The 18,426-nt window shown below is 70.9% G+C and carries 25 protein-coding genes and 1 riboswitch; of the genes, 15 read left to right on the top strand and 10 right to left on the bottom strand.

The genetic code is table 11. The annotated features are described in order from the left end of the window. Positions 1-3: 3 nt before the first annotated feature. A complete protein-coding gene (gene gcvT, locus ACIPV1_RS10340; RefSeq protein WP_402726312.1) occupies positions 4-1,122 on the bottom strand; it encodes a glycine cleavage system aminomethyltransferase GcvT in 1,119 nt (372 codons plus the stop codon). Between the two features lie 49 nt (positions 1,123-1,171). Further along, positions 1,172-1,277, bottom strand: a riboswitch (glycine riboswitch). 229 nt (positions 1,278-1,506) lie between these two features. On the opposite strand from gcvT, the gene ACIPV1_RS10335 reads away from it, so the two are divergent. From ACIPV1_RS10335 to ACIPV1_RS10320, 4 genes are all read left to right on the top strand, one after another. Continuing rightward, positions 1,507-1,881, top strand: coding sequence for a BlaI/MecI/CopY family transcriptional regulator (locus tag ACIPV1_RS10335; protein ID WP_111084962.1), 375 nt, complete (start codon positions 1,507-1,509; stop codon positions 1,879-1,881). Positions 1,882-1,894: 13 nt separating this feature from the next. Then, positions 1,895-2,632 carry a M48 family metalloprotease gene (locus tag ACIPV1_RS10330; protein WP_111084961.1) on the top strand — a complete coding sequence of 246 codons (738 nt, stop codon included), beginning with the start codon at positions 1,895-1,897 and terminating at the stop codon, positions 2,630-2,632. 84 nt (positions 2,633-2,716) lie between these two features. Then, positions 2,717-3,199, top strand: a complete 483-nt coding sequence (locus tag ACIPV1_RS10325; RefSeq protein WP_123673093.1) for an FBP domain-containing protein — start codon at positions 2,717-2,719, stop codon at positions 3,197-3,199. Beyond that, the gene (locus tag ACIPV1_RS10320) at positions 3,196-3,450 is read left to right on the top strand and encodes a hypothetical protein (protein WP_402726311.1); all 255 of its coding nucleotides are present in this window, start codon (positions 3,196-3,198) and stop codon (positions 3,448-3,450) included. Before ACIPV1_RS10325 ends, ACIPV1_RS10320 begins: the two co-directional genes overlap by 4 nt. Positions 3,451-3,490: 40 nt before the next feature. Here the strand turns inward: ACIPV1_RS10320 and ACIPV1_RS10315 are convergent, their stop codons facing one another. Next, positions 3,491-4,375: a LysR substrate-binding domain-containing protein gene (locus ACIPV1_RS10315; RefSeq protein ID WP_402726310.1), complete on the bottom strand. Its 885-nt coding sequence runs from the start codon at positions 4,373-4,375 to the stop codon at positions 3,491-3,493. Positions 4,376-4,443: 68 nt separating this feature from the next. Between ACIPV1_RS10315 and ACIPV1_RS10310 the strand changes: the two genes are divergently transcribed. Together ACIPV1_RS10310 and ACIPV1_RS10305 are read left to right on the top strand one after the other, a co-directional pair. Further along, positions 4,444-4,932 carry a GNAT family N-acetyltransferase gene (locus ACIPV1_RS10310; RefSeq protein WP_173169486.1) on the top strand — a complete coding sequence of 163 codons (489 nt, stop codon included), beginning with the start codon at positions 4,444-4,446 and terminating at the stop codon, positions 4,930-4,932. A gap of 46 nt (positions 4,933-4,978) precedes the next feature. Continuing rightward, on the top strand, positions 4,979-5,164 hold the full coding sequence (locus ACIPV1_RS10305; RefSeq protein WP_123313312.1) for a hypothetical protein: 186 nt from the start codon (positions 4,979-4,981) through the stop codon (positions 5,162-5,164). Between the two features lie 9 nt (positions 5,165-5,173). On the opposite strand, the gene ACIPV1_RS10300 is transcribed toward ACIPV1_RS10305, so the two are convergent. Continuing rightward, positions 5,174-6,361, bottom strand: coding sequence for a MalY/PatB family protein (locus ACIPV1_RS10300; protein WP_260155056.1), 1,188 nt, complete (start codon positions 6,359-6,361; stop codon positions 5,174-5,176). Positions 6,362-6,471: 110 nt separating this feature from the next. On the opposite strand from ACIPV1_RS10300, the gene ACIPV1_RS10295 reads away from it, so the two are divergent. Beyond that, positions 6,472-7,248 (top strand): isocitrate lyase/phosphoenolpyruvate mutase family protein, encoded by a 777-nt coding sequence (locus ACIPV1_RS10295; protein WP_123938980.1) that lies wholly within the window; start codon positions 6,472-6,474, stop codon positions 7,246-7,248. 141 nt (positions 7,249-7,389) lie between these two features. Here the strand turns inward: ACIPV1_RS10295 and ACIPV1_RS10290 are convergent, their stop codons facing one another. Beyond that, a complete protein-coding gene (locus tag ACIPV1_RS10290) occupies positions 7,390-9,288 on the bottom strand; it encodes an amidase family protein (protein ID WP_123938981.1) in 1,899 nt (632 codons plus the stop codon). Continuing rightward, positions 9,285-10,112: a hypothetical protein gene (locus ACIPV1_RS10285; protein WP_123938982.1), complete on the bottom strand. Its 828-nt coding sequence runs from the start codon at positions 10,110-10,112 to the stop codon at positions 9,285-9,287. Before ACIPV1_RS10285 ends, ACIPV1_RS10290 begins: the two co-directional genes overlap by 4 nt. Before the next feature lie 137 nt (positions 10,113-10,249). On the opposite strand from ACIPV1_RS10285, the gene ACIPV1_RS10280 reads away from it, so the two are divergent. Both ACIPV1_RS10280 and ACIPV1_RS10275 read left to right on the top strand, forming a co-directional pair. Further along, the gene (locus tag ACIPV1_RS10280) at positions 10,250-10,861 is read left to right on the top strand and encodes an HD domain-containing protein (protein ID WP_402726309.1); all 612 of its coding nucleotides are present in this window, start codon (positions 10,250-10,252) and stop codon (positions 10,859-10,861) included. Positions 10,862-11,132: 271 nt separating this feature from the next. Beyond that, positions 11,133-11,420: a hypothetical protein gene (locus tag ACIPV1_RS10275; RefSeq protein WP_111084949.1), complete on the top strand. Its 288-nt coding sequence runs from the start codon at positions 11,133-11,135 to the stop codon at positions 11,418-11,420. Between the two features lie 79 nt (positions 11,421-11,499). Here the strand turns inward: ACIPV1_RS10275 and ACIPV1_RS10270 are convergent, their stop codons facing one another. Together ACIPV1_RS10270 and ACIPV1_RS10265 are read right to left on the bottom strand one after the other, a co-directional pair. Then, positions 11,500-11,742, bottom strand: a complete 243-nt coding sequence (locus tag ACIPV1_RS10270) for a hypothetical protein (RefSeq protein WP_111084948.1) — start codon at positions 11,740-11,742, stop codon at positions 11,500-11,502. Positions 11,743-12,095: 353 nt separating this feature from the next. Next, positions 12,096-12,560 (bottom strand): phage tail protein, encoded by a 465-nt coding sequence (locus ACIPV1_RS10265; protein WP_123294134.1) that lies wholly within the window; start codon positions 12,558-12,560, stop codon positions 12,096-12,098. Positions 12,561-12,663: 103 nt separating this feature from the next. Between ACIPV1_RS10265 and ACIPV1_RS10260 the strand changes: the two genes are divergently transcribed. Then, entirely contained in the window at positions 12,664-13,128 is a 465-nt protein-coding gene (locus ACIPV1_RS10260) for an XRE family transcriptional regulator (protein WP_123938985.1), read from the top strand. Beyond that, positions 13,125-13,508: a HepT-like ribonuclease domain-containing protein gene (locus ACIPV1_RS10255; protein WP_123938986.1), complete on the top strand. Its 384-nt coding sequence runs from the start codon at positions 13,125-13,127 to the stop codon at positions 13,506-13,508. Before ACIPV1_RS10260 ends, ACIPV1_RS10255 begins: the two co-directional genes overlap by 4 nt. Before the next feature lie 31 nt (positions 13,509-13,539). Here ACIPV1_RS10255 and ACIPV1_RS10250 read toward each other — a convergent pair whose 3' ends face one another. The 3 genes from ACIPV1_RS10250 to ACIPV1_RS10240 form a co-directional block, all read right to left on the bottom strand. Beyond that, positions 13,540-13,929: a DUF2510 domain-containing protein gene (locus ACIPV1_RS10250; protein ID WP_123938987.1), complete on the bottom strand. Its 390-nt coding sequence runs from the start codon at positions 13,927-13,929 to the stop codon at positions 13,540-13,542. Between the two features lie 29 nt (positions 13,930-13,958). Beyond that, positions 13,959-15,032, bottom strand: a complete 1,074-nt coding sequence (gene ychF / locus ACIPV1_RS10245) for a redox-regulated ATPase YchF (protein WP_131845308.1) — start codon at positions 15,030-15,032, stop codon at positions 13,959-13,961. A gap of 74 nt (positions 15,033-15,106) precedes the next feature. Next, complete coding sequence (locus tag ACIPV1_RS10240; protein ID WP_402726308.1) at positions 15,107-15,664, bottom strand: hypothetical protein; 558 nt, start codon at positions 15,662-15,664, stop codon at positions 15,107-15,109. Positions 15,665-15,755: 91 nt separating this feature from the next. Here ACIPV1_RS10240 and ACIPV1_RS10235 point away from each other — a divergent pair, with 91 nt between their 5' ends. The 4 genes from ACIPV1_RS10235 to ACIPV1_RS10220 all read left to right on the top strand — a co-directional run bounded on the left by ACIPV1_RS10235 (position 15,756) and on the right by ACIPV1_RS10220 (position 18,337). Then, positions 15,756-16,220 (top strand): hypothetical protein, encoded by a 465-nt coding sequence (locus ACIPV1_RS10235; RefSeq protein ID WP_132099571.1) that lies wholly within the window; start codon positions 15,756-15,758, stop codon positions 16,218-16,220. Positions 16,221-16,284: 64 nt separating this feature from the next. Next, positions 16,285-16,923, top strand: a complete 639-nt coding sequence (locus ACIPV1_RS10230; protein WP_123294211.1) for an exonuclease domain-containing protein — start codon at positions 16,285-16,287, stop codon at positions 16,921-16,923. 101 nt (positions 16,924-17,024) lie between these two features. Beyond that, a complete protein-coding gene (locus tag ACIPV1_RS10225; RefSeq protein ID WP_402726307.1) occupies positions 17,025-17,483 on the top strand; it encodes an SRPBCC family protein in 459 nt (152 codons plus the stop codon). Positions 17,484-17,578: 95 nt separating this feature from the next. Next, on the top strand, positions 17,579-18,337 hold the full coding sequence (locus ACIPV1_RS10220) for a GntR family transcriptional regulator (RefSeq protein WP_123294141.1): 759 nt from the start codon (positions 17,579-17,581) through the stop codon (positions 18,335-18,337). Positions 18,338-18,426: the final 89 nt, after the last annotated feature.

Here is an 18,426-nt window from a genome sequence, read left to right as displayed (position 1 = left end):
GGATCAGCCTTTCTGAGGACGGCGGTAGAAGGGGAACGCGGTGACGGTGCTGGGGATGGCCGTTCCGCGGACGTCGATGTGCAGGACTTGTCCCTCGGTGGCGAGCGCCGGGTCCACGAAGGCCATCGCGACCGGGTGGCCGAGCGTCGGCGAGAGGGCACCCGAGGTGACGGTGCCGACGACCGCGCCGTCGTGCACCACGTCGTAGCCGGCACGCGGGGCGCGGCGGCCCTCGGTGACGAGCCCGACGAGCACGCGGGCGTCGTCCGACGGCGCGACACCGGCAGCGCCGACGAAGTCACCGGTCTTCGCGACCACGCGACCGAGGCCTGCCTGGGCGGGGCGCACGTCGGTGCCGAGCTCGTGCCCGTACAGGGGCATGCCGGCCTCGAGCCGCAGGGTGTCGCGCGCCGCGAGCCCGGCGGGGACGACACCGCGGTCGGCGCCGGCCTCCAGCAGCGCGTCCCAGATCGCCGGGGCGACCTCCGGTGCACTGTAGAGCTCGAAGCCGTCCTCGCCGGTGTACCCGGTGCGGGCGACGAGCACCTCGGAGCCGTCGAACACGGCGTGCAGGGCGCGGTAGTAGCCGAGGTCGTCGAGGGGGCTCTCCGGCTGCAGGCGGTCGGCGACGACGAGGGCGTCGAGCGTGCCGGCGGCCGCGGGGCCCTGGATCGCGACGAGTGCGGTGCTGTCCGAGTCGTCCGACACCGCGACGTCGAACCCGTCGGTGCGCGCGGACAGTGCGGCGACGGCGACCTCGCGGTTCGAGGCGTTCGCGACGACGAGGAACACGTCGTCGTCGGTGCGGTACACGACGAGGTCGTCGAGGATCCCGCCGTCCTCGGCGAGCAGCAGGGAGTACTTCGCGCGGCCGAGCGGCATCGCGCCGAAGGAGCCGGCGAGCGCATGGTCGAGGAACACGACGGCGTCCGGACCGGTGACGCCGATCTCGGCCATGTGCGACAGGTCGAAGACCCCGGCCGACTGGCGCACGGCGTGGTGCTCGGCGAGGTCGGACGAGTAGCGCACGGGCATGCGGTACCCGGCGAAGTCGGTGAAGGTCGCACCGGCGGCTTCGTGCGCGGGTTCGAGCGGGGACGAACGCAGTGGCGTCGGACTCATGGCGGAGTTCTCCTGGCATCAGCAGGGCCCGGCGACGATCGCCGGGTGGAACTCCCCCTCTGTCATGGGCCTGAGAGTTTCACCGCGGCCCGTGAGGTCCGGCGGCTTTCACCGTGGGCGAGACGACTGAGCGTCTGCTTTTCAGAGTGGCCTGTCCGCTGCGGTGTGGGACCTGAGAGATTGACGGGGGGATTGCTCCTTCGGTGCCGTGCGTGCACCCGAGGGCGCGGTGTGCCCGTGGGCACGATGTACCCGTTGGCACTGCACGGCGTCTCCCGCGACGGATGAGCGGCCGGTGTGTTCAGTTGTCCGCGCCGAGCATACCGAGACCGCGTTACGAACGTGTGTCGCGTGCCGGCCTTCGACATCTCGTAGAATGCGGGGATGGCCGGACAGCGATCACGCCCCAGGGGGCAGCTCGAGCAAGCGGTGCTCGACGCGCTCCGTTCCGTGACCGACGGCCTCACCGCACGACAGGTGCTCGATGCCTTCCCGGAGCCCCGGCCGGCGCTGACCACCGTGCTCACCGTCCTCGACCGGCTCGGCCGCAAGGGCCAGGTGGAGCGGCAGGAGCACGACGACGCCCCGCTGAGCTTCCGTGCCGTGCACAGCCGCGACGAACAGACCGCATCCCTCATGTCGAGTGCGCTCGCCGCCTCGGCCGACCGTGAAGCAGCGTTGCTGCAGTTCACCGGCTCGCTCGCCTCCGACGACCTCGAGGCCCTTCGCCGCGCCCTCGACGCCCGCGCACGTTCCTGACCGGGGTCGCTCCGTGGTCGTCGCCGGCATCGCGCTCATCGTCCTCGCCCTGCTGGTGGTCGTGTTCGCCCCGAGGGTGCTGACCCGCTCCGCCTGGACCATCGACCGCCCGCGCACCGCCCTGGTGTGCTGGTCGCTCGCGGTGCTGCTCGGCGTCGTCGGGTTCGTCGCCGGCATCGCCCTCGTCGTGCTCGCCGACCGGCCGCTCACCGAGCTCCTCGGCGGTGACGGCTCCCCCACGCACGGCTTCAACGTCGGCGTCGCACTGCTCGCGGTCATCGCGTTCGTCGTCGCCGTCCGCGTCCGGCCCGGGCCCGAGCACGAGGCCGTCCGCCAGGCCATGCGATCGGGCGTCGCGCCGCACCGCGAGATCGACGGCACCCCGGTGGCCGTCGTCGACGCGGACCACGCCCTGGCCTGCGCCGTGCCCGGGCGGAGCGGCGGTGTGCTGGTCAGCACCGGCTTGGCAGACCGGTTGCGGACGGACGAACTGGAGGCCGTGGTCGCCCACGAGCGCGCCCACCTGACCCAGCACCACGCGGCTGCGGTCGCGGTCGCCGAATCGATCGAACGTGCGGTCCCATGGGTGCCCGGTGCGCGCGCCATGGCGCGCTCGACGCGCGTCCTCGTGGAGTTCGCCGCCGACGACGCCGCAGCCCGACGTGTCGGACGCGACGCCCTGCGCCGGGCCGTCCTGGTGGCGGACGAGAGCAGCGCGCTCGGGGCGATCCGGGCCTCCCGTCTGTCCTGACGGGGCGATCCGAGACCGCACCGTCGCCCGAACGTCTGTCCTGAGCGAGCACGTGTCGGAGGCGAGGCATATGGTGATCGGACCGTGAAGCCACTGACCGAAGCCGACATCCGATCCTCGTTCGTCAACGCCACCCCCGACGAGCTCGAGCAGCTGCCGATCCCCGGCCTGCACGAGATGCTCTGGGACGAGCGCGAGTTCCTGGGCTGGCGCGACCCGCAGGCTGCCCGCCGCGGGTACATCGTGTCCTGGATCGACGACCGCCCCGTGGGCATCATCGTCCGGTCCGCCGGCGGGTCCCTGCGCGCCGGCATCGCCGCGATGTGCTCGTTCTGCCACTCCCCCCAGCCGGCGACGCAGGTGCGGCTGTTCTCGGCACCCCGTGCGGGCGAGGCCGGGCGCAACGGCAACACGATCGGCACCTACATCTGCGAGGACCTCGGGTGCTCCATGCTCATCCGCACCGCTCCCCCGCACCTCAACCCGCCGGCGACGATCGCGATGCGCGGTGCCTCGCTGCTGCAGCGCGTGCAGAACTTCACCGCGGACATCATGAAGTCGGCGTGAGCCACTTCGGCACCGCCCGCTGGGCCGTGGTCGAGGAACTCGGCGACGGCCGTTGGCGCCTCACCCTGCGCGACGAGGCCGACGACGAACTCGGTGCGTTCGGCCTCGGGGTCGAGGGGCCGTGGGACCCGGACGTCGAACCCCACGTCGGGTTCGTGCTCGTGCAGCTCGGGCTGACCCTGCGCGGTGCACGGCCGTGGCACGTCGACGAGCTCGGCGACCACCGGGCGCCCGTGCTCGCGCTCGGCTGAGCGAAGCGCTTCCAGCCGGGCGTCGCTCAGTCGGCGTCGCTCAGTCGGCTTCGACGAAGTTCCGCAGGATCTCGCGGTCGTCGCCGGCGCGCATCGCCCACGACAGCTCGCTGCGGTGATCGCTGTCGGTCAGCGGCAGCAGCACGACGGTGTCCGGTGCGGCGAGCGCGGCACTCTCCGGAGCGACAGTCACGCCGAGTCCCGCCCCCACCAGGTGCAGGACTGTGGCCCAGGTCGTGGCCTCCTGCACGACCACGGGCCGTCGGCCACCGGCGGTGACCGGGGCGAGGTTCCGCTCGGTCGCGAGCGAACCGGCCACGGCGGGGAAGAACACGAACGGCTCGTCCACGAGCTCGGTGCCGCGGATCGCCGCACGGCCCGCGAGCCGGTGTCCGCGTGGGACCGCCGCGACGAACGCCTCGGTCCGGAACGGCAGCAGCCGCACAGCGGGGTCCGGGTCCGGGTCGCGCACGACGGCCAGGTCCAGCTCGCCCCGCACGATCCGCGCGAGGAGCGTCGACGAGTAGCCCTCGGTCAGGTCGACGCGGACCAGCGGGTACCGCTCCCGGAACGCCTGCACCCGCTCGATCGGCCCGAGGGGCAGCGCGGAGACGACGAACCCGACGTCGAGCCGGCCGGCCTCACCTCGCCCGACCCGGACCGTCTCGTCGAGGTCGCGGCGCACCTGCCCGAGCAACGACCGCGCACGCCCCCGCAGCGTCTGGCCGGCGGCGGTGAGGGCGACGCTGCGGCTCGTGCGGACGAACAGGTCGACGCCGAGTTCGCGCTCAGTGCGGCGGATCTGCTGGGACAGCGCGGGCTGCGCGATGCGGAGGCGCTCGGCAGCGCGGCCGAAGTGCAGTTCGTCGGCCACTGCGAGGAACGCACGGAGCTGACGGACGTCGACGTCCGGATCCCGATCCATGCACGCAGCCTATCGATCGAAGCGAACGAGTATTGGACGTGACCTCATCCGGGTCGGAGGATGGAGCCATGCCCGAAGCGACCTCCACCGTCACCATCGCCGACCTCGCCACCCCCGCTGACGCCGAGGCGTTCCGTGTCCTCAACGAGGCCTGGATCACGCAGTTCTTCGCGCTCGAGGACGAGGACCGTAAGTTCCTCGGCGACCCCGTCGGCCACGTCGTCGAGCCCGGCGGCGCCGTGTTCGTCGCGCGACTCGACGACCAGGTGATCGGGTGCATCGGCATCGTGCCGACGGCCCCGGGGGTGTTCGAGCTCGTGAAGATGGCCGTCGCGCCCGGTCACCAGGGGCACGGCACCGGTCGGAAGCTCATCGCCGCTGCACTCGACCGCGCCCGGGAGCTCGGCGCGCAGCGGATCGACCTCGAGAGCAACGCACAGCTGGCCAGCGCCGTGCACCTGTACGAGGCGTTCGGCTTCCGACACCTGCGCGAGGACGAGCTGGTCCCGAGCCCCTACGTCCGTGCCGATGTCCACATGACGCTCGAGCTGCGCTGACGTTGGAGCGGCACTGACGGCGTCACGGTTTCGGTACGCTCACGGCATGGCGACGTACGAGGTGCAGGCGGTCCGTGAGCGCGGCGCGTGGCAGGTGTTCATCGACGGCTTCATGGTCACCGAGGTGGACCGCTGGCCAGCCGTCGGCTTCGTCGCCCGCGAGATCCTGGCGATGGACCGCACCGACGACCTGCAGATCCGCGTCGTCGGGCGCAACCAGTACATTGACTGACCCACGCGCTCACGCGACGTGCCAGACCAGCCCCTCCTGCGCACTTGACGGGTACGCCGAGGCGATCCGGAACACGGCCTCGCGCAGCGTCTCCGGTGAGCACGCCAGGTTGAGGCGGACGAACCCGCGCCCCTCGCTCCCGAACCCGAGCCCGGAGTTCAGCGCGACGTAGGCGTTCTCGCGCAGTGGAACGGCCGGGTCGTCGCCGAGCCCGATCCCGCGGAAGTCGAGCCACGCCAGGTACCCGGCGCGCGGCCGCGTGTAGACCACACCGGGCAGGTGCTCGGCGAGGAGCTTCGCGAGCAGCCGGTCGTTGGCCACGATCCGGGACACCACGTCGTCGAGCCAGGTCGTCCCGACGGTGAACGCGGCGAGGTTCGCGTGCAGCCCGAGGATGCTCGTGCGGCAGGCGACCTCTTCCCACAGGGTGTCGAGGAGTGCGGCGGTCCGGTCGTCACCGGCGACGATGATCGAGCACTTCACACCCGCGAGGTTCCAGCCCTTGCTCGCCGAGGTCACGCAGACGCTGCGGGCGCCGGCCGGCTCGGCGACGGCCGCGAACGGGGTGAACTGCACGCCGGGGTGGGTCAGGGGTGCGTGGATCTCGTCGCTGATGACGAGCACGTCGTACTTCGCCGCGAGTTCTGCGATCGCGAGCAGGTCGGCGCGGTCGTGCACGAGGCCGATGGGGTTGTGCGGGTTGCAGAGCAGGAAGACGCCGACCCCGCTGGCGAACGCCCGCTCGAGTCCCTCGAGGTCGAGTCGGTACTGCCCCCACTGCTCGAGCAGCGGGACCTCTTCCACCTGACATCGGGCCTCGTCGACGAGCTCGAAGAACGGCGGGTACACCGGCGGCGTGATCGCGACGCGACCGCCGTCGGGCAGCGCGAGCCGCAGCGACTCGACGATGCCGACGCTGACGTCGGTGGCCAGGTGGATGCGCGACGGATCGATCTCCCAGCCCCAGCGGTCGAGCGCGAACTGCGCGAACGCGGGCGCGAGTGGCCCGGGTCCGTCGAGGTAGCCGAGATCGGACTGCGACACGCGCTCGATCAGGGCCTGGCGGATCTCCGGCGCGACGTCGTGGTCCATCTCGGCGACGAACAGGGGCAGCACGTCGGGCGCGTACCGCGTCCACTTGATGCTCGTGCGGACCCCGCGGAGCGTGCCGACCGGGTCCTGCTCGTCGCTCGCCATGCGTCCCAGCATGCACCGACCGGGAGGCCCGGCGCGAGCCCGCCTGTCATCCAGCGTCGTCTTCCGCGCACCCTGGGACGCGGGGCGTCGCCCCGCCTACTGTCGGTCCCATGAGCACGAGCATCGCCGACAAGGCCACCACCCTCAAGCAGCTGCACGAAGCCCCGGAGATCCTCCGCGTCGTGAACGTGTGGGACGCGATCACCGCGAAGGTCGTCAGCGACCTGCCCGGCACGAAGGCGATCGCCACCGCGGGGCACTCGATCGCCGCGTCGTACGGGTACGAGGACGGCGGGATGCCCCTCGACCTCGCGCTGTCGGGTGCCGCAATCGTGGCCGCCGCGACCGACCTGCCGGTCACCGCTGACCTCGACGACGGCTACGAGGACCCGGCCGAGACCATCCGCCGCGCGATCGGCTCGGGCATCGTCGGCGCCAACGTCGAGGACCGCCTGCGTCCCTTCGACGAGGCCGTCGCCCGGGTCGCCGCGATCACGGCCGCTGCCCAGGCCGAGGGCGTCGACTTCCAGTTGAACGCCCGCACCGATGCGATCGCCCGCGGCGGCGACCGTCCGATCGACGAGAGCATCGCGGACGCCATCGCCCGCGGCAGGGCGTTCCTCGACAACGGCGCCGCGCTCGTCTTCGTGCCCGGTGCGATCCAGCGCGACGTCGTGGAGCAGCTCGTCGCCGGCCTCGGCCGCGGCAAGCTGTCGGTCATCGGCCTGCCGGGAGCCCTGCCCGCCGCCGAGTACGAGGCCCTCGGCGTCGCCCGCATCTCCTACGGTCCGCTCACGCAGCGCGTCGCGCTGCGCGCGCTCCGCGACCTGGCGACCGACCTGTACGCCGACGGCGTCGTGCCGGAGGACACCCCGACCCTGAACTGACGGAGCAGACGGACGGGAGGCCCGTGGCGGTGTCGCCCCCTCCCTCGCAGGCTCGGTCGGCGCGCCCCGCGCAACGCTTCGCGTTGCCGCTGAGCGGGGCGCGCCCGTCCGTCCTGCGGTCGCGATCGCGACCCGCTCAGCTCAGCCGAGCGCCGGGTACAGCGCGGGCGTGGTGCGCGCCTTCGTCTCCTGCTCGAAGGCGTAACCGAGGCCGATCAGCGTGCTCTCGTCGAACGAGCGACCGAGGAACTCGAGGTTCACGCCGGCGCCGGTGATCGTGCCGTCGGCCGCGGTCGCCTGCCCCATCGGGACGGTGATCGCCGGCATGCCGGTGTTCGGGCTCAGACGCATGTTCGTCGACTGCGTGCCGTAGGGCGTGCCCGACGGGTAGATGAGCGAGTCGAGGTCCTGGTCGTCGAGCATCTGCGTGACGAGCTGCTTGCCGGTGGCGAGCTGCGTCGTGTGCGACCCCGTCGGCCCGGCCCACGCCTGGTACTGCGCGTCGGTGATCAGGTCGCGGGACTCGTAGGTCGACTTGCGGCTCGGCACGTACTCGCCCGAGGCCAGGATGCCCTGCAGGGACCGGGCGGTCACGTCGGGGTCGAGGTGCTTCGCGACGTACTCGTCCAGGTCGTGCTTGAACTCGTTCGTGCTGCCGCTGCCCTCGGACAGGACCCGGTTGAAGGCCGTCGTCGCGGTGATCGGGACGACGGTCGCCCCAGCGGCCTCGAGCTTCGCGACGGACGCGTCGAACAGTCGCTTGGCCGTGGCGTTCGTGCCGACCATGCTCGTGACGTAGCCGATGCGGGCGCCGTCGAGCGAGTCCGCGTCGAGCGAGGACGTGTACGAGGTCGGCACCCTGCCGGACTGCGCGCTCGTGACGGGGTCGGCCGCGTCCACGCCGGTGACGGCGTCGAGCGCGACGGCCGCGTCGGTCACCGAGCGGGCGATGGGCCCGCCGGTGTCCTGCGACAGTGCGAGCGGGATGATGCCGTCGCGGCTGGCCAGGCCGACCGTCGGGCGGATGCCGACGAGCTGGTTGTACGTCGACGGGATGCGGATCGAGCCCCCAGTGTCGGTGCCGAACCCGATGCCGGCGAGGTTCGCCGCGATCGCCGCACCGGTCCCACCGCTGGAGCCACCGGCGGTCTGCGCCGTGTTGTACGGGCTGGCGACCAGCAGGGACGAACCGGCGGGCTGGTTCGACGAGAACTCCGAGACGAAGCCGTAGGCGAACTCGTCGAGGCTGGCCTTGGCGAGGATCACCGCACCGGCACCGCGCAGTCCGGCGACCATGGTGGCGTCGGTGTCGGTCTGGTTGTCGTCCCAGCAGCCGCAGCCGCCCGTGGTCGGCATGTCCTTGGTGTCGTAGTTGTCCTTCACCGCGATCGGCACGCCGAGCAGCATGCTCGTCATGCCGTGCTCGGCACGCTCGGTGTCCGCCGTCTTCGCGGCGGCGAGGGCCTCGGCGTTCGTCGTGACGATCGAGTTGAGCGCACGGCCGGTCGACGCGGAGTCGACCTTCGTGCGGTCGTACGCGGCGATGCGGTCGAGGTAGTCCTGCGTGATGGCGACCGAGGTGGTGACCCCGGCGTTCATCGCAGCCTGCATGTCGATGGTGGACGCCTCGACGAGCGTGAACGGGCCGTCGTCGTAGATCATCCGCTGGGACAGCGCCGCGATGTCCGCGACGGTGATCGTGCCGTCGGCGTCGGTGTCCGCGGCGCTGACCGTCGCCCAGTCACCGCTGGCGCTCGTGGCCCCGAGGTGCTCGGTGAGCACCGCGAGGTCGGCCTTCGTGACCTGGTCGTCGCCGGTCAGGTCGAGGTCCGTGTAGTACGGCGCGAGCATCGCGGCGGGGCTGGCGTCCACGGCTGCCGGTGCTGCTGCGGCGGTGATCGCGGGGGTCGCGGCGAGGACGGTGCCGACGAGGGCGATGAGCGAGGCGCCGGCGACGGCCGTGCGCTTCCGGGCGTGCTTCGTGCTGGGGTCCGGCTTGGTGATCGCCTGCTTGCTGGCGTCCGGCTTGGTGGCGGTCATTCTGCTGCTCCGGTGCGCTCGCGGCGGGCGCGGCGCGCACGCAGGGTGATCAGGGTCCCGCCAGCGGCGAGGAGGGCCAGCGACGCGGCGATCCACGGGGCGACGTCGGCGCCGGTCCAGGCGAGTTCGCCGCCGGTCGGACGGTCACCACCCGCTGCGGCCACGGCGGTGGCGCCGCTGGTCGGGTCGGAGGGGTCGCTCGGGCCGGCGGTGGTCGTCGGGTCAGGGTCGCCCGTGCCAGCGCCCGGGTCGGCCGTGGCGGTGGCGCCCGGGGTGGGCGTGGCCGTCGGGGTGGGCGTCGGGGTGGCCGTCGCCGCTGCAGCGATCGAGATCGAGGTGCTCGCCGGGTCGGTGAGCGTCGTCGAGGTGCCGTCGGAGCCGACGAGCGTGATGCTCGTGACCGCCAGGTCGACGCTGCCCGGTGCGGTCGGCGTCAGGCCGATCGAGGCAGCGAGGTCGCCGTCGAGCGCCGGGGACGTCCCGAGGCGGGTGTGCACGATCGTCAGGGCGTCGCCGTCCTGCTCGACGCTGTCGAAGCCGCCGTCGGGACCGGTGACGCTGTCCTCCACGTACGACACGGAGTCCGCGTCGGCATTGAGGGTGATCTCGTAGGCATAGACGTCGGTCGTCGCCGGGATCGTCAGGTCGACGTCGAAGGCGGTGCCGACGGTCGCGGTGGCGGGGGCGTCGATGGTCGCGGTCGTCGCGGTCGGTGCTGCCTGGGCCGGCGAGGCGGTCAGGGCGGCGAGGCCGATCGCCCCGGCGGCGACGAGTGTCGAGGACACGATCGTCGCGCGGGGGCGCAGCCGGAGGCGGTGCTGCATGGGTGCAGGTCCTTCGGGAGGAGGTCGGGTGCTGAGCGGGTACTCAGTGATCCGAAAGCTAACGGTGCGCTGTTTCCGGCTCGGGCCCGGCACGTTTCCGCGCCGTTACGGCTCCGTCGCACCGCTACTGTCGTGCCATGTCGCTCGACGTCGAAGCCCTGCTCACCCCGCCCTCCCCCGTCGCCGCACGGGCGTTGGACGTCGTCCGCACCTGGTCCTCCCCCGCCCTGGTGAACCACTGCCTGCGCTCGTGGGCGTGGGCGGTCCTGCTCGCCCCGACCGTCGACCTCGAGCCCGACCCCGAGCTGCTGTTCGTCGCGACGATGCTGCACGACCTCGGCGTCACACCGTCGTTCGATGCCCACGACGTGCCGTTCGAAGACGCTGGTGGTGCCGTGGGCTCCGTCTTCGCCCTCGGCGCCGGGTGGGACGCAGCGCGCGCTCGACGCGTCGGCGAGGTCATCGAGCGGCACATGTGGACCTCCGTCGACCCCGCGGTCGACGTGGAGGGGCACCTGCTCGAGGTCGCCACCTCGCTCGACGTCTCCGGGGCCGGGTTCTCGCGGTGGTCCACCGACGACCTGCACGCCGTCGCCACCGCACTGCCCCGCCTCGGGTTCTCCGGCACGTTCGACGAACTCATCCACGCGCAGGCTTCGCGCAAGCCGTCCTCGACCGCCGCTCGGCTCGACGGCTCCGGCAACGTGGCTGCGGGTGGCTCGCGATGGGACGCGTTCCTGGCCTCCTGAGTCGATCTGCCGGTCCGCTGGACTTCTCGGCATCGGGCCCGTATAGTGTTTCTTTGGTGCACTGCAGCGAACCCATCTGACTCGCGCACACCAACGTCTCGACACCGACTCACCCGAGTCGCATTCCAACCGAGACCACCGCTTGATCCGAACGGATCAGCAGCACGTTGAAACTCGACGTGCGCGCCCCGCACTCGATGCGCCGCGCCGGACTGAGACGTCCGCCGACACCGAGTCGCCCTGGCGCCGAATGACCAGGAAGTACAGCACCATGACCAGCAACGAACGAATCACCGTGTTCGGGACCGCACTCGCGGCCCCGACGATCACCCCCGACCGCATCGCCGAGTTCCCCGTGCGTGACGACCGCTCGCAGCGCGAGTACCTCGTCCGCATCGCGGCCGACGACCTGCAGACCTTCGTCACCCGCGGCACCCGTCTGGATGCCGTCGGCGAGGCCGGCTGGACCGTCCCGGGCCGCTCCTGGGCCGGCGAGGCCAGCCGGACCCTGCTGCAGGCACAGTCCGTGCACGCAGGCGACATGGCCCTCGCGGCCTAGGCTCCACCAGGACGAACACGAAGCGCCGCCGGGCTGTCCCGGCGGCGCTTCGTCGTACCTGCGACCGGCCGTGCGACGGTCACACACCTCGACGGGCCGCAGCGACGACCTGCGATGCCGCCCCGAGCACGCCGGGCACGATCGCTGCGAGCGCTCCGACGGTGTGACCGGCCGAGATGAGGATCGCCCCCGCGATGAGCGCTCCGACGGTGAGCACCTGCGCACCGATGACACCCGTCAGGACGGCGACTGCCTCCGCTCTGCTCAGACGCTCGACGGCGTCAGCAGCGACCGCTTCGGAGCGGAGGTGGCAGCCGATCATCCGCTCGGCCGCTCCCGGAACGAGCCGCTCGTACTCGGCCAGGACGCGTGGAGACGCTACCGGTCCACTGAACATCTCCGTTGCAGCGATGTTGAGAACGTTGGCGTCCGCCTCTCCTCGGCTGCCGCTCGCTGCGCCGCTGACGCCCGCCTCTCGTTCAACAGTTCCCGCATCGCCCGCGCTCGGGAGCTGTCCCCCGTGAACCCGACGTACAGGCCGTGCATCACCGCAGTCTTCACCAGAGTCGCCGTCATAGCCCACGCCCTGCCCTTCATCACCGGTTCGTGGTGACCAGGCTCGATCAGCGTTGCCTGCCGTACCAAACACTTTGCATGCACGGCTGCTTCGCGACGTCAGTACTCGCCCTTCACCACGAAGAACGAGCCGCGGATCGTGCCGGCGAGCTTCGACTTCTGCCGCGCGAACTTGAACTTGTCGGCGAGTTCCTCGGGCACGTCCATGCCGTCGGAGAGCTTGAAGCCGACCGCACGCTTGCCGCCCGGTTCGAGCGTGTAGAGCACGTTGATCGCCAGGCCGGACTCGTAGAACACGTACGTCCAGCGCACGCCGTCGACGAGCGCTTCCGTGGCTTCGAGCGGTGGTGACGCGATGACCAGCCCGCGTTCCTCTTCGAGGACCCGCCGCACGTAGGCGACGAGGTCCGGCACGTCAGCTGCGGCGTGCGTGGTGAACACGTGGTCGTACTTGTTCGCGAAGTACCGCGCCTCGTTGGCCCGGAGCCCGGCGAGTGCGTCGGCGACCGGCGAGGACTCGAGACCCACCGTGGACACGTTCACGAAGTCGACGACGTACGACATGGGGGCCTCCTCGGGCGCTCGGACGTGCCGAATCTAGTCCACCGCACACCTTCCCGAGCGAGCGCGACACATCTATAGTCGAGAGCTATAGATGGAGGTGCCCATGCGAGTCGAACGTGCAGCAGAACTCATCCGCGCTGCCCGCGAGGACCTGGGCCTCTCACAGACCAGCCTCGCCGCCGCCGCCGGGATGCAGCAGCCGACCATCTCCGCGTACGAGAGCGGACGCAAGCAGCCGCGGCTCGAGTCGCTCCAGCGGATCCTCACTGCTGCGCACACGCGCCCGAGCATCCCTCTTGCCGTCTACGCCGACGCGATCCTCGACGAGGCGAAGCGGTTCCACCTCGAGAACGTTCGCGTCTTCGGTTCCACGCTCCGCGGGCAGGACACCGAGCACAGCGACATCGACCTGCTCGTACACCTGACCCCAGCCGCATCACTGTTCGACCTCGGCGGCTTCGCCCACGAGGTCGAGACCATCACGGGCTTCGACGTCGACGTCCTCACCGACGACCTCGAGGACGACGAGCACTTCGCGCACGTGCTCGACGAAGCAGTGCCGCTGTGACCCCATCGCCCCGGTTCACCCCACGGCAACGCGTTGATCGCGATTCAGCCGACTCAGCAGACCGCTGGCCGTCGCTGCAGGCGAGCTTCCTCGACTTGCTCGCCGAATGTTCGCAGATCGTCGAACACGGCCGCGTCGAGTTCGACGCAACTCGGAGCCTGACGTATCGAGCGGCTGAGGCCGTCATCATCCACTTCGACGACCTGCTTGGACGTCTTCCCGCCGACAGGGAAGCCCGACTTCCGTCCGACCTGTCGCTCGCCGCTGTCAGGAAGACGCGAAACATCCTCTCGCACGACTACCGGCAGGCGCGGAAGGAGATCATCTGGGAGGCGATCGAGCACCGCGTCCCAGCGGTCATCATCGCGCTAGTCGACTGAGCCGAGCTCATTGCTCCGGGCGTGGATCGACTCAGTTGATCCGCTCGAACACCATGGTCGCCTGCAGTCGGTCTCCGCCACCGAACCCAGTACTGCCCGACGAGGCCGTCGTGATCGTGTGCAGCCGGTAGCCGAGCGCCGCCTGTGCGTTGATCGCCTTCTCCAGCTCGGTGAGGTTGCCGGATCCCGTCCCGAAGAACTTCTCCCGCAGGACCACCTGCAGGACGACGTAGCTCATGCCGTTCTGCGCCGGCCGAGGCTGTCCGCCTGCCGCGGCCTCCGCTTGGATACGGTCGATCACTCCGCCGATACCGGGCGCGCCCGGTGCCTTCGGCTGCACCTGCTCCGTCCACGCCGAGCCGTCCCACCACCGCATCGCGCCGGAACCGTCGTCGTACCAACCTGCCTGTGGGTTCGTCATGCGCGCATCCTGGCGCACCCACGGCGAGGTCAGTTGTTGAAGCGGAACTCCACCACGTCGCCGTCCTGCATGACGTAGTCCTTGCCCTCGATGCGGGCCTTGCCGGCAGCGCGGGCCTCGGCGATGGAGCCGGTCTCGACCAGGTCACCGAACGAGATGACCTCGGCCTTGATGAAGCCCTTCTCGAAGTCGGTGTGGATGACGCCGGCAGCCTGGGGTGCCTTCCACCCCTTGCCGATCGTCCACGCGCGGGCTTCCTTCGGACCGGCCGTCAGGTAGGTCTGCAGCCCGAGTGTGTCGAAGCCGATCCGTGCGAGCTGGTCGAGTCCGGATTCGGTCTGGCCGGTCGACTCGAGCAGTTCGGCAGCGTCGGCCGGGTCGAGGTCGATGAGCTCTGACTCGACCTGGGCGTCGAGGAACACGGCCTGGGCCGGGGCGACGAGCGCGGCCAGCTCGGCCTTGCGAGCGTCGTCGGTCAGGATCGCCTCGTCGACGTTGAACACGAAGATGAAGGGCTTGGCCGACAGCAGTCCGAGCTCGGCGATCGGTGCGAGGTCGATCTTGGTGGCCGAAAGCAGGGTGCCCTGCTCGAGCGCGGCACGGGCCTCGCGAGCGGTCTCGAGCACGATCGGCTCGGCCTGCTTGAGCTTCACGGTCTTCTCGTACCGCGGCAGAGCCTTGTCGATCGTCTCCATGTCGGCGAGGATCAGCTCGGTGTTGATGACCTCGAGGTCGTCCTTCGGGGACACCTTGTTTGCCACGTGCACGACGTCGTCGTCGGTGAAGCCGCGGACGACCTGCGCGATGGCGTCGGCCTCGCGGATGTTGGCGAGGAACTTGTTGCCGAGCCCTTCACCCTCGCTCGCACCCTTGACGATGCCGGCGATGTCGACGAACGACACCGGCGCGGGCACGGTCTTCTCCGAGTGGAAGAGCTCGGCGAGCTGGTCGAGCCGCGAGTCGGGCAGGTTCACCACCCCGACGTTCGGCTCGATCGTCGCGAACGGGTAGTTCGCGGCGAGGACCTGGTTCTTGGTCAGGGCGTTGAACAGGGTCGACTTGCCGACGTTCGGGAGACCGACGATTCCGATGGTGAGAGCCACGGAAGAAGAGCCTACCGGCGGCGGCCCGCCGGAGCCGACCCGGGCCTCCAGTCCGTCCTTGAGAACGGCGGAGGCTATCCGCCCGTCTGGTGTGCGGCCAGGGCCGCGACGCGGCGCTCGACGACGTCGAAGACGTCGGCCTGCAGCCGCTGCGAGCGCCGCCAGTCGCCGGCGACCTGCAGCGAGTGGTCGGCACGGTCGACGGTCTGGAGGCGCGCAGCAGTCCCCGAGACCCGCTCGGGCCGCCACATGGTGTCGTCTCCACCCCCGATCGCGTCGTGCGCGTCGGTGGCGGCGGCGAGCGCCGTGGCCACGTCGTCGTGTGTGAGGACCGGCGTGAGCCAGACCCCGGGCACGTCGTTCCGGATCGCCCACGGCAGGGCGAAGCACCCGAACGACTTCGCGATGACCAGGTCGGGTAGGCGATCGCCCAGCGCAGCCCCGATCGCGGCCTCGACGAACGCCACCGGGTTGGCTCCGGCGTCGTCGTCGATGGTCCAGGCTGGAGCCACGACCTCGCACCCGGCCGCCGACGCGATGGCCTGTGACCACCACAGCAGCGGCGCCTGTTGTCCGTAGCCCGCCCCGGCGAGCACCAGCACGAGCGGCCGACCGTCTCCGTCGTTCCCCATCCGGGCACGCTACCGCCCGGAACGCACCGCGACGGCTTCTGGCAGCGTGGTCCCCGTCGTCCGGACCGGGCGACGGAACAGGAGGACGTCGATGTGGTTCGAACGCGACGAGCGCGGTGTGCACTCGGTGGGCATGGGAGCGCCGGGGCTCCGGCAGCGCTTCGCACCGGAGACCCTCGCCGCCCTCGAGCAGGCCTCCCGCGCTGAGCTCGAGCAGCTGCACGACGCGATGGCCGAGCTCGAGGCGGACGTCCTGGTCGTCTACGACCCCGAGGACGACACGATCGACTACGCCGAGGAGGACCGCTTCCGCGGGATCCCGCTCCCCCGTGACTCCGGCTTCCCGGTCATCACCGGCGACCTGACCGCCGGACTCACCGAACACGTCGAGAGCCTGCCGCTGCGCTGGCGACTGGACGGCGTCGCGGTGGCGTTCGAGATGGTGGGGACCCTGCTCGCGCCGTACTGGAAGCGCGAACGAGCCCGTCGGACGGCGACGTGGCGCGCGACGGCGCGACGTCGGCGCAGCGGTTCCCGGTCGGCACGACGCCGCTGAGCGTCCGGCCGCAACGCCGAGGCGGCTTCCGGCGATGTCGGCGCCCCGTGCGACGATCGGAACCGTGCCGTTGAACTTCACCGCGATCGACTTCGAGACCGCGAACAGCTCGCCCGCCAGTGCGTGCTCCGTCGGACTGGTCAAGGTCCGCGCGGGCCGGGTCGTCGACCGGGCGTCGTGGTTCATCCGCCCGCCGTTCGGACACGATGCGTTCCTCGAGTGGAACACCCGGATCCACGGGATCGTCGCCGAGGACGTCGTCCGCGCGAAGACGTGGGAGCAGCAGTACCCCGACCTCGTGGCTTTCGCCGAGGGTGACGTCCTGGTCGCGCACAACGCTCGGTTCGACATGGGCGTCATCGCCGGTGGGTGCTCGGCAACGGGCATCGACCTCGCCGAGCACCACTCGATGTGCTCGCTCGCGGTGGCCCGCAAGACCTACACGCTCGACTCCTACCGACTGCCCGTGGCTGCCATGGCCGCCGGGTTCGAGGGCTTCCAGCACCACGATGCCGCCGCCGATGCCGAGGCGTGCGCCGCGATCGTCATCCACGCCGCCGGCCACCACGGCACCGACACGGTCGAGGCCCTGGGTGCAGCGACCCGCGTGACGATCGCCCCGGTCCGGGCCCGAGCCGAGAAGCCCAAGGCCTCGACGCCGCAGCCCCGGCTGTCGAACCGCCCGATGGTCTTCGCCGACTGAGCTGACCGAGCCGGCCGAGCCGGCCGAGCCGGCCGAGCCGGCCGAGCCGGCCGAGCCGAAGGTCCCTGTCGCGGCCTCGACAGCAGCACTACGCTCAGCGCATGGCTGCGCCCACCACGATCGAACGCGAGACCGTCATCACGGCTCGCGCCGCGGACATCACCCCGTACCTGGCAGACCTGCACCGCTGGGTCGAGTGGTCGCCGTGGGAGGGGCAGGATCCCGCGCTGCAGCGGACGTACACCGGTGAGCCGGGGACGGTCGGCTCGACGTACGCCTGGAAGGGCAACCGCAAGGCCGGCGCCGGGTCCATGGCGATCACACGGGTCGATGCCACCGAGGTCGACGTCGACCTGCAGTTCACCGCACCGTTCAAGTCGTCGAGCGCGGTGGCGTTCCGGTTGCACGAAGCGACCGACGGCACGCGGGTCGTCTGGTCGATGACGAGCCCGCAGAACCTGATGTCGCGCGTGATGGGGGTGTTCGTCAACATGGACAAGTTCCTCGGCGGCGACTTCGAGAAGGGCCTCGCCAAGCTGAAGGCTGCGGTCGAGCACTGACGGGAGTGGCACACCGGGGAGCAGGGCACCCGGTGGTATTGTCACGACAATCCCTCGGCATCGATGCCGAACCCGCAATTCCCCGAAGGACCGCGATGACCAACGAAGGCCAGCTGCCGTCCGACCTGTTCATGGACCTGGACCGGTCGGGTCCCATGCCCCTCTACTTCCAGGTGGCCTCGCGCATCGAGGAGTCGATCCGCTCCGGTGTGATGCCTCCCGGCGCCCGTCTCGAGAACGAGATCGCGCTCGGCGAACGCCTCGGGCTGTCCCGCCCGACGATCCGCCGGGCGATCCAGGACCTCGTCGACAAGGGTCTGCTCGTCCGCCGCCGCGGCATCGGCACACAGGTCGTGCACGGCCCGGTGACCCGCAAGGTCGAGCTCACGAGCCTGTACGACGACCTGGCCCAGGGGTCACAGGCACCGGCGACGAAACTCCTCGAGCGCAACGACGTCCCTGCCTCGGACGAGGTCGCCGCAGCCCTGAGCATCGAGCCCGGCACGATCGTCGCGCACATCCGCCGCGTGCGGTTCGCCGAGGACGTCCCGATGGCGATCCTCGAGAACTACCTGCCGCCGGAGTTCCTCGAGATCACCGACCAGGACCTGCAGGACCACGGGCTCTACCAGCTGCTCCGCGGTCGCGGCGTGACGATGCGGGTGGCGAAGCAGCGGATCGGTGCCCGCGCGGTCACCGACGAAGAGGCCGGTCTGCTCGAGATCGAGGACGGCGACCCTGTGCTCACCATGAGCCGCACCGCGTACGACGCCTCGGGCCGCGCGGTCGAGTACGGCGTGCACTGCTACCGCCCCGACCGCTACTCGTTCGAGGTCACCCTCGTCGACAAGTAGGCAGTTCGTCAAGGGGGCACGACACGCTGTCGGCGATGCGCCGAGTGGCCACGAACTGTCGCCCGGACGCCCGGCAGCCGACACTTCGT

Origin of the sequence: Curtobacterium sp. NPDC089991 (genome assembly GCF_044748425.1) — a bacterium.
Lineage (GTDB): Bacteria > Actinomycetota > Actinomycetes > Actinomycetales > Microbacteriaceae > Curtobacterium.
This window is presented reverse-complemented; position numbering and strand designations above follow the sequence as displayed.

Bases quoted from the DNA above. Each gene is read 5' to 3' on its own strand.
- ACIPV1_RS10285 (WP_123938982.1), bottom strand. From the start codon at position 10,112: ATGCAGCACCGCCTCCGGCTGCGCCCCCGCGCGACGATCGTGTCCTCG.
- ACIPV1_RS10225 (WP_402726307.1), top strand. From the start codon at position 17,025: ATGGCTGCGCCCACCACGATCGAACGCGAGACCGTCATCACGGCTCGC.
- ACIPV1_RS10275 (WP_111084949.1), top strand. From the start codon at position 11,133: ATGACCAGCAACGAACGAATCACCGTGTTCGGGACCGCACTCGCGGCC.
- ACIPV1_RS10280 (WP_402726309.1), top strand. From the start codon at position 10,250: ATGTCGCTCGACGTCGAAGCCCTGCTCACCCCGCCCTCCCCCGTCGCC.
- ACIPV1_RS10265 (WP_123294134.1), bottom strand. From the start codon at position 12,560: ATGTCGTACGTCGTCGACTTCGTGAACGTGTCCACGGTGGGTCTCGAG.
- ACIPV1_RS10295 (WP_123938980.1), top strand. From the start codon at position 6,472: ATGAGCACGAGCATCGCCGACAAGGCCACCACCCTCAAGCAGCTGCAC.
- ACIPV1_RS10270 (WP_111084948.1), bottom strand. From the start codon at position 11,742: ATGATCGGCTGCCACCTCCGCTCCGAAGCGGTCGCTGCTGACGCCGTC.
- gcvT (WP_402726312.1), bottom strand. From the start codon at position 1,122: ATGAGTCCGACGCCACTGCGTTCGTCCCCGCTCGAACCCGCGCACGAA.
- ACIPV1_RS10235 (WP_132099571.1), top strand. From the start codon at position 15,756: ATGTGGTTCGAACGCGACGAGCGCGGTGTGCACTCGGTGGGCATGGGA.
- ACIPV1_RS10220 (WP_123294141.1), top strand. From the start codon at position 17,579: ATGACCAACGAAGGCCAGCTGCCGTCCGACCTGTTCATGGACCTGGAC.
- ACIPV1_RS10240 (WP_402726308.1), bottom strand. From the start codon at position 15,664: ATGGGGAACGACGGAGACGGTCGGCCGCTCGTGCTGGTGCTCGCCGGG.
- ACIPV1_RS10300 (WP_260155056.1), bottom strand. From the start codon at position 6,361: ATGGCGAGCGACGAGCAGGACCCGGTCGGCACGCTCCGCGGGGTCCGC.
- ACIPV1_RS10290 (WP_123938981.1), bottom strand. From the start codon at position 9,288: ATGACCGCCACCAAGCCGGACGCCAGCAAGCAGGCGATCACCAAGCCG.
- ACIPV1_RS10310 (WP_173169486.1), top strand. From the start codon at position 4,444: ATGCCCGAAGCGACCTCCACCGTCACCATCGCCGACCTCGCCACCCCC.
- ACIPV1_RS10260 (WP_123938985.1), top strand. From the start codon at position 12,664: ATGCGAGTCGAACGTGCAGCAGAACTCATCCGCGCTGCCCGCGAGGAC.
- ACIPV1_RS10315 (WP_402726310.1), bottom strand. From the start codon at position 4,375: ATGGATCGGGATCCGGACGTCGACGTCCGTCAGCTCCGTGCGTTCCTC.
- ACIPV1_RS10305 (WP_123313312.1), top strand. From the start codon at position 4,979: ATGGCGACGTACGAGGTGCAGGCGGTCCGTGAGCGCGGCGCGTGGCAG.
- ACIPV1_RS10335 (WP_111084962.1), top strand. From the start codon at position 1,507: ATGGCCGGACAGCGATCACGCCCCAGGGGGCAGCTCGAGCAAGCGGTG.
- ACIPV1_RS10250 (WP_123938987.1), bottom strand. From the start codon at position 13,929: ATGACGAACCCACAGGCAGGTTGGTACGACGACGGTTCCGGCGCGATG.